This is a genomic window from Prauserella flavalba, from assembly GCF_003202235.1.
In the GTDB taxonomy this organism is placed as follows: Bacteria; Actinomycetota; Actinomycetes; order Mycobacteriales; family Pseudonocardiaceae; genus Prauserella_A; species Prauserella_A flavalba.
On record NZ_MASU01000005.1, the window covers coordinates 500,900 to 517,423 of the forward strand.

A 16,524-nucleotide genomic window follows, 5' to 3' on the forward strand; every position below is an offset into this window, starting at 1 on the left:
CCGAGCCGCGGCGACGGTCCCGCGTCGAGCGCGCTGCCGGGCCACAGCAGCCACAGCCGCGCGCAGCACGTTTCCGGAAGCGCCCGTGCCGGAGTGCGCGTCATTGGCGTTCGGCCGCGTCGTCTCGCGCGTGCGCGACGCGCCCACCGCGTTCTACCCGAGCCGGTTCTGCTGCGCCGTGGAGACGCTCGCGGCGGCGGCACTGTTCGCGGTGGCGTGACCCGTCAGGTCTCGTCGGCGGGCGCGGCGAGCGGGATGTCGTGGGCACCTGCCCAGCCGGCGAGGTCGTCGCGCTGGATCGCGGCGGCGAGCAGATCGGGGAACCTGTCCGGTGTGCACGCGAACGTCGGCACGCCCAGCGTGGCCAGCGCGGCGGCGTTGTCGTGGTCGTAGGCGGGAGCGCCGTCGTCGCTGAGCGCGAGCAGGCACACCACCTGCATCTCGGCGGCGACCATCGCCTGGACGCGCCGCAGCATCTCGTCGTTGTCACCGCCCTCGTAGAGATCGCTGATCAGCACGAAGATCGTGTCCCTGGGGTTGGTGATGCGGGACTGGCAGTAGGCGAGCGCGGCGTTGATGTCGGTGCCGCCGCCCAGCTGTACCCCGAACAGCAGCTCCACCGGGTCCGACAGCGCGTCGGTGAGATCGGCGATCTCCGTGTCGAACGCGATCACCTGCGTGCGCAGCGACCGGATGGAGGCGAGCACCGCGCCGAACACGCCCGCGTACACCACCGACGCCGCCATCGAGCCGCTCTGGTCGAGGCAGAGCACCACCTCCCGGCTCACCTGCGGCAGCCTGCGGCCGTAGCCGACGAGCCGCTCCGGCACCACCGTGCGGTGCGCGGGCTGGTAGTGCCTGAGGTTGGCCAGGATCGTGCGGTTCCAGTCGATGTCGCCCGCCCTCGGCCTGCTCGTGCGCCCCGCCCGGTGCAACGCGCCGGTCACGGCCTGGCGGGTCGGCTGCGTGAGCTTGCGCTCCAGCTCGTCCACCACCTGCCGCACCACGGCGCGCGCGGTCTGGCGCGAGCGCTCCGGGATGGCCTGGTTGAGGCTGAGCAGCGTGCCCACGAGGTGCACGTCGGGCTGCGCCGACTCCAGCAGCTCCGGTTCGAGCAGCAGCTGCCGCAGCCCGAGCCGGTCCATCGCGTCGCGCTGCATCACCCGTACCACCGACGCCGGGAAGTAGCCGCGGATGTCGCCGAGCCAGCGCGCCACCCTCGGTGACGAGCCGCCGAGCCCGCCGCCGCGCTTCTCCCCGCCGTACAACGCCTCTAGCGTGCCGTCGCGTTTGCGGTCCGCATCGGACAGTTCCTCGCCCGTGCCGTCGGCGTCACCCCCGCCGAGGATCAGCCGCCAGCGGCGGAGCCGGTCGTCGCTCATCGGTCGCTCCCCAGCAGGTCGAGGATCTTCGGCACGACACGGGCCGCGCGGTCGGTGTCGACGTCGGTGGTGCCGGGCGCGGGTGTCGCGCCGCCGCGGCCGAGGTTGGCCACCTGCTCGCCGATGCCGCGCCGCTCCGCGGCGGTGAACGCCGAGAACGTGCGTCGCAGCAACGGAAGCAGGTGGTCGAACACGTCGCCGGCGACGGTCGTCGTCCAGCGGTCGACCACCGCGAGCAGCTCCGGTTCGTGGATCAGCAGGGCAGCCTCGCCGGAGAGGAACCCGTCGAGCCACGCCGCGGCGCGCACGGCGTCGGCGCCGGGGGACAGGCGCAGCGACAGGCGGCGGCCCGCCTCGTCCACGTCGAGCAGCGTGGCGTCCAGCAGCAGCCGCGTCGCCCTGCCCGCGACGAGCCCGTGCACGCCCTCCTGCTCGGCGACAGCGGCCAGTGCCCCGTGCCACTCCGTGCGCAGCTCCTCCTGGTCGAGCAGGGCGATCCCGCGCTGGACGCCGTCCACGAGATCGCGCAGTGTGGCCGCGGCGTCGTCGTCCAGCGCGGCACACGCGGCGGGCAGGCCCACCGTCACGCGCGTGACCACGCCCGACAGCACGCGCTGCACCAGCTCGGTGTCCGCGCGCCGCACGTTGCCGTAGCGGCGCACGCGCGCCATCGGCTCCACCGCGGCCATGAGCCTCGTCGTGTCGTGCTGGCGTGCCGCACGCTCGTCGAGGGCCGCGAGTACGGTCGCCAGCGCGCCGGGCAGGTCCGCGACGAGCGTGGTCTCCACGAGCTCCGCGAGCGCGGCGACGTCGGCGTCGGCCGCGCGCTGCGTGACCACCGCCGAGGCCGCGGAGACGATCGTGGAGCCGTACCCGCTGGCCTCGATCAGCGCCACGTCCAGTTCCGGCCGCCACTGCAGCGTCCACGACTCGCGGAAGGTGCCGCGGGTGCGCCCGGTGTCGGCGGGCTCGCCCCACGGCACGTCCAGCAGCAGCAGCCGGTGCAGCAGCTTGCTGCGCTCCAGCTGGGACGGTGTGCGCAGGTCGAGGTCGAGCGTCTGCTCGGCCGCGCTCTGCTTGAGCCGCAGGCGTTTCCTCGTCGCGGCGAGGTCACGGGCCAGCGGCACCATCGGCGTGTCGCCGGGCACGTGGCCGAGGATGTCGCCGACCAGCAGCTCGCGGGCCACCAGCCGCATCGGCACCGGCGAGCCGCCGCTGAGCACCGCCTGCGCCGACTCCATCACCTCGGCCAGCCCCGGCAGCGGCCTGCCGCGCAGCCCGGCGAGGGCGTGCGCGAGCCGCACCGCCTCGATCACCGACGAGGGCGAGGTGTCGTACTGCTCGCGGCGCAACAGCCCGGCCACGCGCACGAGCCACCGGCCCACCACCTCGTCGGGAGCGGTGAACAGGTGGTGGTACCAGCCGGGGGAGGTCACGCCCGCGCCGTAGCCGCTCGCCCGCGCGAGCCTGCCCGAGGTCCACGGCACCCACGTCGCGGCGACCTTCGTCGAGCGCAGCCCCTTGAGCAGGCGCGCGTCCGACGCCTGCGTCGGGAAGTCACCGGGCACCAGCACCGGCGCGTGCCAGGCTCCGCATACCACGGCGATCGGGCCCGGCTCGGTGCGCAACGCGGCGCGCAGCACCCGCCGCATCGCGGCCTCCCTGCGCAGGGTCGCGGTGCCGATCTCGCGGCCCTCGCGCAGGGTGCGCATGGCGTCCAGTACCGCGGCGAACACGTCGAGCCCGTGGTAGCGCAGCTCGATGGCGTCCTCCCACCACCGCTCGGCGTCGTCGTGGCCCGCGGCCTCGGCGAGCGCCGCGAGCGGGTCGAAGCGCGCCTCGTCGTCCTCCTCACCCAGGGCGAAGGCGTTGGCCGCCGGCAGGTCGAGGAACCGGGCGGGCCTGCCGTGCCCGGCCGCCCAGCGCAGCGCGACCCACTCCGGCGAGAACGCCGCCATCGGGTAGAACGCCGACGACGCCGGGTCGGCGACCGCGTAGACGAGCCCCGCGACGGGCGGCTCCATGTCCGCCGACGCGGCGAGCGGCGCCACGGAGTCCAGCTCCGGTGGTCCCTCGATGAGCACCAGCGCGGGGGAGAGCTCATCGAGTGCCGCCCGCACGGCGCGCGCCGAGCCGGGCCCGTGATGCCGGATGCCCAGCACGTGCACCCGGCCGCCGTCGGTGTTCACACCAGCTCGCGGCACGCCCGGTACAGGTCGGACCACGGCTTGCGCTCCCGCACCACCGCCTCCAGGTATTCCTGCCAGACGAGCCGGTCGGCCACCGGATCCTTCACCACCGCACCGTGCAGGCCCGCGGCGATGTCGGAGGCCCGCACCACGCCGTCGCCGAAGTGCGCGGCGAGCGCGATGCCGCTCGTCATCACCGAGATCGCCTCGGCGGTGCTGAGCGTTCCCGACGGGGACTTGATCTTCGTGCGGCCGTCGGCGGTGACGCCGTCGCGCAGCTCACGGAACACGGTGACCACCCTGCGGATCTCGTCCACCGCCTCCAGCTCGGCCGGCAGCCGCAGCGCCTCGCCGAGCTGGCTCACCCGCAGCCGCACGATCTCAACCTCGGAGTCGACGTCGTCGGGCAGCGGGAGCACCACGACGTTGAACCGCCGCTTGAGCGCGGCCGACAGGTCGTTCACGCCGCGGTCGCGGTCGTTGGCCGTGGCGATCACGTTGAACCCGGCGAGCGCCTGCACCTCGTCGTCCAGCTCAGGGATCGGCAGTGTCTTCTCACTGAGCACCGTGATCAGCGCGTCCTGCACGTCCGAAGGGATGCGGGTGAGCTCCTCGACGCGCGCGATGCCGCCGCTCTCCATCGCGCGCAGCACCGGGCTCGCCACCAGCGCGCCCCGCGACGGGCCCTCGGCGAGCAGCCGCGCGTAGTTCCAGCCGTAGCGGATCGCCTCCTCCGCCGTGCCGCTGGTGCCCTGCACGAGCTGTGTCGAGTCGCCCGAGATCGCAGCCGCGAGATGCTCGGACAGCCACGTCTTCGCGGTGCCGGGCACACCGAGCAGCAGCAGCGCCCGGTCGGTGGCCAGCGTCGCGATGGCGACCTCGACCAGCCTGCGGGAGCCGAGGTACTTCGGCGTGATCGGCGTGCCGTCCGGTGTTTCGCCGCCGAGCACGTAGGTGGCCACGGCCCACGGGGAGAGCCGCCAGTTGGGCGGGCGTGGCCGCTCGTCGGTCTTGGCGAGCGCGGCCAGCTCCTCGGCGTGCTGCACCTCGGCGTGCGCCCGCAGGATCGAGGGCACGTCGGTCATGTGAACTCCTGCTGGATCGTGCGGCGGATGGTCAGTGCGTGGGCGAGGCCGCGCAGCATCCGGCGGCGCGCCCGGTTGTCGTGGGAGGTCTCGGCCAGCCAGCCCTCCACCTTCGGCAGCGCGGCCGGGTCGAGCCGCTCGGTGAGCGCACCGTAGGCGAGGGTCAGCACCCGGTCGGTCCGCACGTCCCGCAGGCGCTCGACCACGTCGGTGGAGAACGCGGCGGGCCACGGGCCGGGGCACGCGGCGAGCAGGCCGGCGTAGCGGGCGTCGACGGTGGGCTGCACGGCCACGATCGGGGTGGCCAGCTCCGGGGGCAGCGCGGCGATCAGCTCGACGCTGGGCTTCGCCTCGGCGAGCGCGGCGAGCCAGGCTGTGTCGCCCTGCCGCAGCGCCGCCTTCGTCCAGCCCGCGACCAGCTCGCCGGGCGCGCCACGGACGTCGCGGACCGGTGGCAGCGGCGCGGCGCCGACCAGCTGGACGAGCCACGACGCGCGCGGGCCGTGCCCGGGTTCGCGCTGGTCGGTGATGCCGTCCCTGCGCGCGGCGGCGTCGGGTTCCGTGGGCAGCTCGACCGTGCCGTCCTCCCGGGTCAGCGCGCGGACCCGCTCGGCCATTCTGGCCGCGCGGCGCGACCGGGGCAGCCGGTCGAGCAGGGCCGCGGCGGCCGCGCGCACGGTCGCCGCCCGATCGTCCAACGCGGACTCCAGGAACTCCTCGTCCGCATCGGACAGTCCGGTGCCGAGCGCGTCGAGCAGCGCGGCGCGGGTGGCGGCCTGCTCGCTGTCCCACGTCCGCTCCACCAGCTCGCGGGCGAGCGCGGGATCGGTGCGCCGCAACGCCGCGAGCAGCGCGAGCCGGTCGGCCCGCGTGGCGGTGGCGAACCGCTCGGCGGCATCGGCGCCGACGTCCGTGGCCGCGGCCCACGACCACCGCCGGTTGCGCCCCGCGAGCCACGCGCCTCTCGGGCCCGCGGCGGCCTGCACGTCGTCCCGCAGGCCCTGGTTGAGGGTGGCCAGCTGGAGCAGCGGCACCAGCAGCCGTACGGGCGGGCGCCGCCCCGCGGCGACGCACGCGCGCAGCCAGTACCCGGCGAGCGTCTCGTTGCCGCCGTCCACACGCACGCCCCGGTCGAGCAGCAACTCCAGCAGCTGGGCCGCGGTCGCCGGGCACTCCGGCCGGAGGTCGGGCGGCGAGGGCGCGGGCGTCTCCCCGCGCCAGGACGGCGGCAGCCAGCCCGCCCTCCGGTAGGTGGCGAGCACGGCGGCCGACGCCAGCACCCCGGCCTCGGCCCCCTCGACGGCGAGTCCTCCGTGCTCGACCACGCCCGCGAGCACGTCGCCCGGCGCCGCCCGCCGTCCCGTGCCGACGAGCGCGGCGCCGAGCAGCGCGTCCCAGCCGCTCACACCGACACCAGCCTGCCGTCGCTGACGACACTGCACGGGTGGACGTGCTCGTCGATCCACTCACCGAACAGGTCCACCGGGTGCCCGCCCGACAGTGCGAGCAGCGGCCACACGTCCGTGCCTTCCGCGACGGGCAGCGCGTGGCCCTCGCGGTCGACGAGCACCGTGCGCTCGCCGTCGGAAGGGACGACGGTGACGGCGCGCAGCGCCAGCGGGATCCGGTCGAGCCACGGGTTCCCCGCGAGCCACGTGGCCGCGCGGTCGAGCGCGGCGGGCACGCTGTCGGCCACCGGCAGGCCCTCGCCCGCGGTCACCGTCTGCTCCCCGGCGAGCAGGGCGCGCCTCGGCTCCGCGCCGGGGTAGAGGGCCAGCTCGCTGTCGAGCACCGAGCCGAGCACGTGCGGCACCCGCAGTGACCCGCCCGCCGCGGCGAAGTCCAGCAGCACCACCGTCTGCCCGGTGTGCTCGCCGTAGAGCCACGTGCGCTGCGAGAGCAGGCGCTCGTCCTCGTCCTGGCGCAGCCCGAGGACCCACCACCGGTCACGCACGCGCTCGCCGGCGAGGATCTCCTCGGAGCGGCGGGGCCAGCCGAGCAGCGCCCGCAGGTCGCCGAGCTCGGCGGGGGACAGCGACGCGCGGCGCCGCCACGCCCGCACCGCGAGGTACCAGCGCCCGAGCTGGGTGAGCAGGTGCGCGGCCCAGTCCGGCCTGGCATGCACGGCGCCGCCCATCGCGCGGACCCGCTCGGCGAGGCCCGGCACCTGTGCGTCCACGAGCCTGGCCGCGGCGGTCTCCCAGAACCGGGACGGCTGCGCGCGCACCCCGGCCAGCCCCTGGCGCACGAGGTCGAACAGCCAGCGCTCGAACTCGTCCAGCCCGGCGCTCATCAGGCTCTCGCGCTCCGCCTGCCGTTTCGCCGCGGCCTCCGGATCGGGTGCCGACTCGGAGCGGCCCGCCTTCCTGGCCGCGCGCTCCGCCCGTTCGTGCGCCCAGTCGGCCGCGAACGGAGACGCCTCGTCGAGGTCGGCGACCGTGCCGTCGTTCGCCGCCCACAGCAGCAACAGCGCGAGCCCGTGCTTGCAGGGGAACTTGCGGCTGGGGCACGTGCACCGGAACGCGGGCTCGTGCAGGTCCACCGTCACCTGGTACGGCTCGCGGGCGCTGCCCTGGCATTTGCCCCACACCAGGGATTCGGTGCTGCCGAGCGCCGACCACGTGCCCGGCGTCGCCAGCGAGCGGGCAGCGCGCGCCGACGCGCCGTCGGGGGCGAGCCGGAGCACCCGGTCCACCGTCCACCGCGAGCCCACGCCACGTCCTTTCCCGCCACGGCACCGCCTGTATCGGGCCAACCCTAGCCCCCGCCACCGACAGGCGTGCGGGACGACGGCGTGAGCGTTCTGCGACCCTGGAGGTCATGACCGGTGCGGGCGAGCGGGTCACCGCGCGGCTGCGGCTGCGCGCCGTGACGATGGCCGGCCTGGATGCGTTCGTCGCGCTCGGGGCGGCGCTGCGGGCGCGGGCAGACCCGCCGCGCGAGCCGCCCGCGCCCGCGGAGTCGGCGCGCTACCTGGCGGCGTTCACCCGCGTCTGGGAGCGCGGCGACCCAGGCGACGAGTACGCGGTGCCCTGCTCGAACCCATCCGCAGTGAAGGCCACCATGCCTGCGTTCAACGCAGTGAAGGTGGCCTTCACTGCGGCTCCCCGCACCGACGAGCGGCTCCCAGCGGCTATGAGCGGCCCGGCAGCTTGATGCCGTACTGCGCCATCTTGCGGTAGACGGTCGCGCGGCCCATCCCGAGCCGCTGCGCCGCCTGGGCCACGGTGGTACCGGGCTCGGTGAGGCACCGCACGAGTTCGTCGCGTTCCAGAGCCTGAAGCCTGCTCAGCGGGCGGCTCGCCCCGGTGAACACCTCAGCCGGCAGGTGGTGGACGTCGATGACCTCGGCGCGCGTCGCCGCCTCACGCACCACCTGGCGCAGCTCTCTGACGTTGCCGGGCCACTCGTAGCCCTGCAGCGCGCGGGCCGCCGAGGGCGTGAAGGTGACCGCGCGATGCCGGTCGGTCAGTGCGAAGTGATGGGCCAGCGCGAGCACGTCGTCGGGCCTGCTGCGCAGTGGCGGCACCTCCACGACGGCGTCGACCAGCGGCTTCAGCGGCTCGGGGAGGGTGTCGAACGACTCGGCCGTCAACGCGAACGGCTGCAGGCCCTCGCCCGTGCGCACGGACGTGAAGATTCGGGCCAGCTCCGTGGCGGCCCACGCGGGCAGTGTGTCGACGCCGGAGACGATCACGCACGTGCTGTCCTTCTCCAGCTCCGGGGTCCACAACGTCAGCCACGCCTCGACGTCCTCCGGCGCGGGCGTGCGCGCGCTCAGCACCCGCTCCCTGGCGCGCAGCTCGCGCCGGGCCAGCGACACCAGCGCGGTCTTGCCCGCACCGGGCTCACCCGTCACGGCCACGACCCTGCCCCGCTCCACCGCGTCGCGGGCCTGCCCGACCGCGCCGGTCCAGCCAGGCGACAGCGGCTCGTCCCGGTGCTGGAGGCGGTCGGCGTACACCCGGAACACCTCACCCCTCGGGGTCGGCCGGACCTTGCGGCCCGAAGCCCTGGCCAGCATGAGCGCGGCCGTGTTTCCCGCGGCGGCCTGCGCGAGTGCCAGCAGCAGCTCCGACGACGAGTCCGACCAGGTCGTGAGGTTGACGCTCCCGGCGAGCCCGCCGGTGTGCGGATCGGGCACGGGCACGGCCGCGCACGTGTAGCCGCGCAGGCCCGTGCAGAAGTGCTCTTCGGCCCGCACCAGTGACGGAGCGCGATCGGCGAGCGCCAGCCCGAGCCCGTTGGTGCCGGCGTTGCGCTCGGCGAAGTAGAAGCCAGGCGCCAAGTGGACGCCGTCGAGGGAGCGGTTGATCGCCGAGTCGTTGCACAGCCTCGCCAGCACCAGGCCATCACTGTCGGTGATCATCAGGCTGATCGGCTCGTTCGCGAGCGTGGTCTGCAGGCCCCGCAGCACCTCGGTGCCGCACTCGTAGAGCAGCGAACCCGTGTCGACCGAACCGGTGAACACGGGACGCATCTCGTCCTCCGTCAGCCCGTACCGCTCGCTGCGCAGCCAGGACGCGCGCAGGCGCGGCGCCACGGCGACCGCCTTCTCCACCTCGACCTCCCTGGACGCGACGTTGCGACCACGGCAACGGTACTGGCCCGCCGCCCAAGGGCCACCATGCGCGATGTCTCAAACTGAGACAAGCGGGTGGTCCCCGGCGAGCGCCGTCGTGCCTAGCGTCCCAGCCGAACGTGTCAAGGCTGCCACGGACGTGGAGGAACGCACATGTACAGCAAGGACGGCGAGAACTACTTCATCGTGGACGCCCACATCGCGCTGTGGGACGCGCGGCCGGAAAACCAGCGCAACATCCACGGCAAGCAGTTCATCGACTGCTTCTACGACTACCACCGGAACCTGAGTCCCGAGTCGGAGCTGTGGACCTACGAGGAGTACCTCTACCAGGGCGGCGAGCGCCTGATGAAGGACCTCTTCACCGACGGTTACGTCGACCACGCGATCTTCCAGCCCGCCCACCTCGGTGCCTTCTACCGCAACGGTTTCGGGCAGACCGAGGAGGCGTTCGCGCTCGCGCGGCGGCATCCGGACAAGCTCACCTACAACCACTGCTGGGACCCCCGGCACGAGCAGGCCGGGCTCGACCAGCTCCGGCGGGACGCCGAACGGTTCGGGCTCAAGGGCGTCAAGCTCTACACCGCCGAATGGCAGGGCGACTCGCGCGGCTACAAACTCGACGACCCGTGGTCGTACCGGTACCTGGAGGCCTGCCAGGAGCTGGGCATCCGCAACATCCACATCCACAAGGGACCGACGATCCGCCCGCTCGACCGCGACGCCTTCGACGTCGCCGACATCGACAAGGTCGCCACCGACTTCACCGACCTCAACTTCGTCGTGGAGCACTGCGGCCTGCCCCGGCTCGAGGACTTCTGCTGGATCGCCACGCAGGAGCCCAACGTGCACGCCGGGCTCGCCGTCGCGATGCCCTTCATCCACACCCGGCCGCGCTACTTCGCGCAGATCATCGGCGAGCTGCTGTACTGGCTCGACGAGAACCGGATCCAGTTCTCCAGCGACTACGCGCTGTGGACGCCGAGGTGGCTGGTGGAGGCGTTCGTCGACTTCCAGATCCCCGAGGACATGACCGAGTACGCGCCGCTGACGGTGGCGCAGAAGAAGAAGATCCTCGGCCTGAACGCGGCCGCGATGTACGACCTCCCGGTTCCCGAGCAGCTGCGGCTGCCGCGTGAGGAACCGCAGGCCGCGGCGGTGGCATGATGGTCACCGAGGAACAGGCCCGCGCCGCGCTGCACACGGTGGTCGACCCCGAGCTGGACGAGCCCATCACCGATCTGGGCTTCGTGCGGTCGCTCGCGGTGGACGGTACGCGGGTGACCGTCCACCTGCGACTGCCGACGTCGTTCTGCGCGCCGAACTTCGCCTACCTCATGGCCTCCGACGCCAAGGACGCGCTCGCGGCCCTGCCCGGAGTGAGCACCGCGGTGGTGCGGCTGGACGACCACCACGACTCCGACCTCATCAACAGGGGCCTCGCCGAGGACGCCGGCTACCGCGGCACGTTCGGCGGCGAGGCGGAACAGGATCTGGACGAGCTGCGGCTGACCTTCCGGCGCAAGGCGCACACGGCGGCCATGGAACGGGCGCTGACGCAGTTGCTCAGGGCGGATCCTGAACTGTCCGAAGAGGACCTGCACGACGTCACCCTCGCGGACCTGGCCGAGGGGCCGGGGACCGAGGGACTGTTGCGGCGGCGCGCCGCGCTCGGGCTCGGCACGGGTCCGGAGGAGCCGGTGCTCGTCGACGATCACGGCAGGCCCTATCCGCGTGAGGAGGTACCGCTGCGGCTGCGGTTCGCGCGCTCGATCCGGATCTCCATCGACGGCAACGCGCACTTCTGCCGGGGGCTGCTGCGCACCCGCTATCCCGGTTCCGGGGAAGACCAGGCGCCCCGCGCACCCGAACAGTTTCCCACCACGGTAAGGACGAAGGCATCATGAAGGCAGTACAGGTCGTCGGCTACGGCAGCAACCTCGAGCTGGCGGACGTTCCCGCCCCCGAGGTGACGGGCCCGCACGACGTCATCGTGAAAATCGGCGGCGCGGGCGTGTGCCGCACGGACATCCACATCCTCGAGGGCCAGTGGGCGGAAAAGTCCGGCGTGACTCTGCCCTACACGATCGGGCACGAGAACGCGGGCTGGGTGCACGCCGTCGGCAGCGCGGTCACCAACGTGGCCGAGGGCGACAAGGTGATCGTGCACCCGCTCATCACCTGCGGCCTCTGCCGGGCCTGCCGCGCTGGCGACGACGTCCACTGTGCACAGTCGGCGTTCCCCGGAATCGACACCAATGGTGGGTATGCGGAGTACCTGAAGACGTCGGCCCGGAGCGTCGTCCGGATCGACGACTCGCTGGAGCCCTCCGACGTGGCCGCGCTCGCCGACGCCGGGCTCACCGCCTACCACGCTGCCGCCAAGGCGGCGCGCACGCTGCGGCCGGGGGACCGGTGCGTCGTGATCGGCGCGGGCGGGCTCGGGCACATCGGCATCCAGGTGCTCAAGGCGATCACCGCGGCGGAGCTGATCGTCGTGGACCGCAACGCCGACGCCGTGAAGCTCGCCGTGTCGATCGGTGCCGACCACGGGGTCGTGGCCGACGGGGGACAGGTGGACGAGGTGCTCGGCCTCACCGGTGGTGAGGGTGCCGAGGTGGTGCTCGACTTCGTCGGCGAGGGCGGCGCGACCAGGGACGGCGTCGCGATGCTGCGCAGGGCCGGCGACTACCACGTGGTGGGGTACGGCGAGAACATCGACGTGCCGACCATCGACATCATCTCCACGGAGATCAACTTCATCGGCAACCTCGTGGGTTCCTACACGGATCTGTGCGAGCTGATGGTGCTCGCCGCGCAGGGCAAGGTGCGTCTGCACACCAGCAAGTACCCGCTCGAGGGGTTCCAGGACGCGCTGGACGATCTCGACGCGGGCCGCATCCGCGGCCGCGCGATCCTGACCCCCTGACCCGGCGCGAGTCGTGCGCTCCTGCCCGCGAGTCGTGCGTTCGGGACCGCGAGTCGTGCGTTCAGGGCCGCGAGTCGTACGTTCGAGGACGGGCAACGCGCGGTCCCGAACGCGGAACTCGCCGTCGGGAGCGCACGACTCGCGCCCGGGAGCGCACGACTCGCGCCCGGGAGTGCACGACTCGCGGGTGGTGGTTACGAGGGCTGAGCGATCGTGCGCCTTTCCGCGATGCGTACCGCCAGGTCGAAGGCGTTGCGGATCGAGCCCGTGTTGGCCACGCCCTTGCCGACGACGTCGAACGCGGTGCCGTGCGCGGGCGTGCAGATGGGGATGCGCAGCCCGCCGGCCACGGTCACACCGCCGTCGAAGCCGAGCAGCTTCATCGCGATCTGGCCCTGGTCGTGGTACATGGTCAGGATCCCGTCGAACTCCTCGCGGCGCAGGAAGATCGTGTCCGACGGGAACGGGCCCGCCACGTCGAGACCGTCGGCCTTCAGCCCCTCCACGGCGGGGCCGATGATGTCCAGCTCGTGCCTGCCGAAGCTGCCGTTCTCCCCGGCGTGCGGGTTGAGCGCGCACACGCCGATGCGGGGTGCGGCGATGCCGGACTCGTGCAGCACGCGGTGCAGCAGCCGGCCTGCCGCGTCGACGTTCTCGCGCGTGATGCCCTCGTCGACTCGTGCGATCGAGACGTGTGACGTCACCCGCGCCGTCCACAGGCCTGGCAGCACGTTGAGCTCCGAGGTGAACCCGGTCTCCTCGAGGTAGTCCTCGAACCAGCGCAGCTCGTCCTGCTCGGTCATGCCCGCGAGGTGCAGGGACGTCTTGTTGAGGGGAGCGAACAGGATGGCGTCCACGTCGCCCGCCTTCGCGAGCCCGAGTGCGATCTCCAGGTTTTCCAGGGCCCAGCGCCCGCCCTCCCGGGTGGCGACCTTGCGCTCGAACACGCCGGGCCTGGTCGCGCAGGTGTGGTGCAGGAGCGGCTTGCCGTCGGCGGGGCCGGTGACGTAGTCGATCGGCGCGCCCGCGTCCTGACCGGCCACGGCCAGCTCCGCCTCGTCGGAGATCAGCAGCACGTCGGCACGGGCCGTGGTGTCCGGATCGGACAGCAGCTTCGCGACCAGCTCACCGCCGACACCGGCGGGATCGCCGAGGGTGACCGCGACGCGGGGGCGGGTGACGGAGTTACTCATGGCTACCTTTCTCGGCGTGTGCCTTGGTCTTCCCCTGGTCCTGGTCCTGGTCCGGGGCGGTCTTGGTGCGGCGGAGGCGGCCCCGCCACAGCGGGCTCGTCACCAGCGCGGCGGCGAGGGCGAGGATGATGAGCGTCGTGGGCGTGGCGAGGACACCGAGGCCGTCGTCACCCGCGAGCACGGAGGTCTGCACGAGCGCCTTCTCGAAGAGCGGCCCGATCACCAGGCCCAGCACCAGCGGCGCCATCGGGAAGTTCAGCCGCTTCATGGCGTAGCCGACGAGCCCGAAGACGATCACCACCCAGACGCTGAACATGCTGTTCTTGACCGAGTAGGCGCCGAGCAGGCTGGTGACGATGATCAGCGGGTACATGAACGCGTAGCGGATGCGGAGCAGCTGGGCGAAGACCGGCGCCAGCGGCAGGTTCAGCACCAGCAGGATCACGTTGCCGATGAAGAACGACACCAGCAGGCCCCACACGAGCTCGGGCTGGTTCTCGAAGAGCAGCGGACCAGGCTGGATGCCGTACACGAGGAACGCGCCGAGCAGCACCGCCGTCGTGGCGCCGCCGGGGATCCCGAGCGCGAGCGTCGGGATGAAGTTGGCGTTGGACGCGGCGTTGGTGGCCGCGTCGGGCGCCACGACGCCCTCGATCGCACCGGTGCCGAGCTTCTTGCGGTTGCGGGAGAACGTCTTCTCCGCGCCGTAGGCCATGAACGACGCGAGGGTGGTGCCCGCGCCGGGCAGGCAGCCGAGCAGGAAGCCGACCACGGTGCCGCGCGCGGTGGGCGCCGCGGCCCGCTTGAGGTCCTGTTTGGTCAGCAGCAGGTCGCGGAACCGGGCCTTGATGGGTGCGGCCATGCCGATGTGGAGCTGGTTGAGCAGCTCGCCGATGGCGAACAGGCCGATCATCACCTCGACGAACGGCACCCCGCCGAACAGCTCGACGGAGCCGAACGTGTACCGCGCCGTGCCGCTGCCGACGTCGACGCCGATGCAGGCGATCAGCACGCCGACGAGGCCCATCGCCATACCCAGCGGGAGGTTGCGGCCGGAGAACACGACGATCGTGCACAGGCCGAGGATCATGATCGCGAGCATCTCGGGCGGGCCGAAGTCGAGCGCCAGGTTCGCGAAGAACGGGGCGACGGCCATGAGCGCGACGAGCGACACCATCGCGGAGACGAACGCGCCGAGAGCCGAGATCGCTAGCGCGGGGCCCGCCCTTCCCTTGCGGGCCATCTGGTAACCGTCGAGGGTGCTGATCACCGACGACGCCTCGCCGGGCGTGGCGATGAGGATCGCCGTGATCGTCGCGCCGAACTGCGCGCCGTGGTAGATGCCGGCGAGCATGATGAGCGCGGTCAACGGCGAGAACGTCAGGGTGACGGGGATGAGGATCGCGACACCGGTGGCGGAGCCGAGTCCCGGCAGGATGCCGATGATGGTGCCGAGCAGCACGCCGACGAAGCACCACAGCACGTTCTCGGCCGACAGGGCGGCCTCGAAGCCGATGGTCAGGTTCTCGATCACAGTACGCTCCAGACGGCGGGGTCGAGCAGACCGAGCGGAAGGGGAATGCGCAGCAGCGCCACGAAGATCAGGTAGGCCACGGCGAACGTCACCGCCGAGACCACGAGGGAACGCACGAGGCTCTGCTTCTCCACCACCGCCGTGAGGAACAGCGTCATGAGGGTGAGCGAGAGCAGCAGCCCGAGGATCGGGATGACCAGTGCCGTCACGACCATCGTCGCGACCACGGTGATCAGCTTGCGGCGGATGCGCCGCGCCTCCTCGGGGGAGTGGCCCTCGTCCTCGACGACGAGCCCGTCGCCCTCGCGCACGGACCCGCCCCTCAGCTCCTGCCGCACCAGCCAGAGCCCGACGAGGAGGAGCAGGAAGCCGGCGACCCTCGGCAGCACGGCCGAACCGATGGTGCCGTCCTCATTGGACCAGTCGTAGGCGAAGGAGCCCGCGCAGAACGCGACCCCGAGTGCGGTGACGACGCCGTAGGCGATGACGACGGGACGCCGTGGAGCGGCGGTGGGGGCCGGGTGGGTGCTCATCGGAAGATCTCCCGCATCTGCGCGTCGTAGTCGTCGAGGTAGGCGGCGAACTTCTCACCGCTGAGGTTGGCGGGGATGAGCATGTCGGCCTTGATGTAGTCGCGGTAGGTCTGCGAGCGCATGCCCTGCTCGATCTTGTCGATCCAGTACCGGCGCTGGACGTCGGCGACGCCGCCCGCGGCGAAGACGCCGCGCCACATGATCACGGTGGCGTTCATGCCCTGCTCGATCGCGGTCGGCACACGGCCCAGCACGGGGTCGTCGTAGCGTTCCTCGCTGAGTGAGCAGAGCGCCTTGAAGTCGCCGCTCTCCAGGTATGGCTTGGCGTTGGCAGCGCTCGCGGGCGCCACGTCGATCTGCCCGCCGAGCAGGCCGGTGAGGACCTCGCCGGTGGAACCGTACGGCACGATGTCGAACCTGCCGCCCGCCTTCTCGAGCTCGGCGGTCACGAGCGCGTCGGCGCCGGTCTTGCCGCTGGAGCCCGCGATCACCCGGTTCCTTCCGGCCTCATCGACCAGCTCGGGGCAGGTGTCGTACGGCGCGTCCTTGCGGGCCACGACCATGCGGGAGTCCTGCGCGAACATGACGAGCGGCGTGAAGCTCTCGTAGGTGAAGGGCACGTCCTCGTACACGAGCGGCAGCGTGTTGAGCGCCGTCTCGGCGACCAGCAGCGTGTTGCCGTTGCCCTCCTCCGACAGGAACGTGGCCCAGCCGACCGCACCGGAACCGCCCTCCTTGTTCTCGACGTTCGCGTCGAACCCGAGCTCCTGCTCGTTGAGGGTCTGCGCGATGACGCGGGCGGAGCGGTCGCTGCCGCCGCCCGGTGCCATCGCGACCATCACCGGCACCGAGCCACGGGGCGTCCAGTCCGCGGGGACCGGCGGCCGCACCGACAGCACCGCACACGACGACAGGAGCAGGGCGGTGAGAGCGAGGCAGCACGATGTGCGCAGTGGTGACTTCATCGTCAGCCTTCCTGCAGGGCGGGCGGGCAGCCCGGCCCCGATCAGTAAGAATCGAAGATCCTATTGGATATGCAGCAGACCGTAGGACATCGCCCGGGCAAAAGGCAAGATCGGATTTCGAGCGACCGGCGC

The 16,524-nt window shown here is 72.4% G+C and carries 15 protein-coding genes; 5 read left to right on the forward strand and 10 right to left on the reverse strand.

The window, feature by feature from the left end:
* Positions 1-85 precede the first annotated feature (85 nt).
* Positions 86-220, forward strand: coding sequence for a hypothetical protein (locus tag BA062_RS40975; RefSeq protein WP_281271629.1), 135 nt, complete (start codon positions 86-88; stop codon positions 218-220).
* Between the two features lie 4 nt (positions 221-224).
* Here the strand turns inward: BA062_RS40975 and BA062_RS09725 are convergent, their stop codons facing one another.
* Genes BA062_RS09725 through BA062_RS09745 form a run of 5 tightly spaced genes read right to left on the reverse strand, consistent with a single transcriptional unit; the run spans position 225 to position 7,369 of the window.
* Positions 225-1,382, reverse strand: coding sequence for a VWA domain-containing protein (locus tag BA062_RS09725; protein ID WP_110335735.1), 1,158 nt, complete (start codon positions 1,380-1,382; stop codon positions 225-227).
* Positions 1,379-3,571, reverse strand: coding sequence for a DUF5682 family protein (locus BA062_RS09730; protein WP_245959749.1), 2,193 nt, complete (start codon positions 3,569-3,571; stop codon positions 1,379-1,381). The genes BA062_RS09725 and BA062_RS09730 overlap by 4 nt, the downstream gene beginning before the upstream one ends.
* Positions 3,568-4,656 carry an ATP-binding protein gene (locus BA062_RS09735; RefSeq protein WP_110335736.1) on the reverse strand — a complete coding sequence of 363 codons (1,089 nt, stop codon included), beginning with the start codon at positions 4,654-4,656 and terminating at the stop codon, positions 3,568-3,570. The genes BA062_RS09730 and BA062_RS09735 overlap by 4 nt, the downstream gene beginning before the upstream one ends.
* Positions 4,653-6,062: a DUF5691 domain-containing protein gene (locus tag BA062_RS09740; RefSeq protein WP_110335737.1), complete on the reverse strand. Its 1,410-nt coding sequence runs from the start codon at positions 6,060-6,062 to the stop codon at positions 4,653-4,655. Before BA062_RS09740 ends, BA062_RS09735 begins: the two co-directional genes overlap by 4 nt.
* On the reverse strand, positions 6,059-7,369 hold the full coding sequence (locus BA062_RS09745) for an SWIM zinc finger family protein (RefSeq protein WP_245959750.1): 1,311 nt from the start codon (positions 7,367-7,369) through the stop codon (positions 6,059-6,061). Before BA062_RS09745 ends, BA062_RS09740 begins: the two co-directional genes overlap by 4 nt.
* Positions 7,370-7,476: 107 nt before the next feature.
* Between BA062_RS09745 and BA062_RS09750 the strand changes: the two genes are divergently transcribed.
* Complete coding sequence (locus tag BA062_RS09750; protein WP_110335738.1) at positions 7,477-7,812, forward strand: hypothetical protein; 336 nt, start codon at positions 7,477-7,479, stop codon at positions 7,810-7,812.
* On the opposite strand, the gene BA062_RS09755 is transcribed toward BA062_RS09750, so the two are convergent.
* Entirely contained in the window at positions 7,790-9,217 is a 1,428-nt protein-coding gene (locus BA062_RS09755) for an AAA-type ATPase lid domain-containing protein (RefSeq protein WP_245959751.1), read from the reverse strand. The genes BA062_RS09750 and BA062_RS09755 overlap by 23 nt on opposite strands.
* A gap of 174 nt (positions 9,218-9,391) precedes the next feature.
* Between BA062_RS09755 and BA062_RS09760 the strand changes: the two genes are divergently transcribed.
* Genes BA062_RS09760 through BA062_RS09770 form a run of 3 tightly spaced genes read left to right on the forward strand, consistent with a single transcriptional unit; the run spans position 9,392 to position 12,167 of the window.
* Positions 9,392-10,405 (forward strand): amidohydrolase family protein, encoded by a 1,014-nt coding sequence (locus BA062_RS09760; RefSeq protein ID WP_110335739.1) that lies wholly within the window; start codon positions 9,392-9,394, stop codon positions 10,403-10,405.
* Complete coding sequence (locus BA062_RS09765) at positions 10,405-11,145, forward strand: iron-sulfur cluster assembly protein (RefSeq protein WP_110335740.1); 741 nt, start codon at positions 10,405-10,407, stop codon at positions 11,143-11,145. Before BA062_RS09760 ends, BA062_RS09765 begins: the two co-directional genes overlap by 1 nt.
* Positions 11,142-12,167 (forward strand): NAD(P)-dependent alcohol dehydrogenase, encoded by a 1,026-nt coding sequence (locus tag BA062_RS09770; RefSeq protein WP_110335741.1) that lies wholly within the window; start codon positions 11,142-11,144, stop codon positions 12,165-12,167. Before BA062_RS09765 ends, BA062_RS09770 begins: the two co-directional genes overlap by 4 nt.
* Before the next feature lie 194 nt (positions 12,168-12,361).
* Here BA062_RS09770 and BA062_RS09775 read toward each other — a convergent pair whose 3' ends face one another.
* The 4 genes from BA062_RS09775 to BA062_RS09790 are packed head-to-tail and all read right to left on the reverse strand — an operon-like array spanning position 12,362 to position 16,392.
* Positions 12,362-13,360: a 4-hydroxythreonine-4-phosphate dehydrogenase PdxA gene (locus BA062_RS09775; RefSeq protein ID WP_110335742.1), complete on the reverse strand. Its 999-nt coding sequence runs from the start codon at positions 13,358-13,360 to the stop codon at positions 12,362-12,364.
* Positions 13,353-14,894: a tripartite tricarboxylate transporter permease gene (locus BA062_RS09780; RefSeq protein WP_110335743.1), complete on the reverse strand. Its 1,542-nt coding sequence runs from the start codon at positions 14,892-14,894 to the stop codon at positions 13,353-13,355. The genes BA062_RS09775 and BA062_RS09780 overlap by 8 nt, the downstream gene beginning before the upstream one ends.
* Complete coding sequence (locus BA062_RS09785) at positions 14,891-15,427, reverse strand: tripartite tricarboxylate transporter TctB family protein (RefSeq protein ID WP_110335744.1); 537 nt, start codon at positions 15,425-15,427, stop codon at positions 14,891-14,893. Before BA062_RS09785 ends, BA062_RS09780 begins: the two co-directional genes overlap by 4 nt.
* Positions 15,424-16,392 (reverse strand): tripartite tricarboxylate transporter substrate binding protein, encoded by a 969-nt coding sequence (locus tag BA062_RS09790; protein WP_110335745.1) that lies wholly within the window; start codon positions 16,390-16,392, stop codon positions 15,424-15,426. The genes BA062_RS09785 and BA062_RS09790 overlap by 4 nt, the downstream gene beginning before the upstream one ends.
* Between the last annotated feature and the right edge of the window lie 132 nt (positions 16,393-16,524).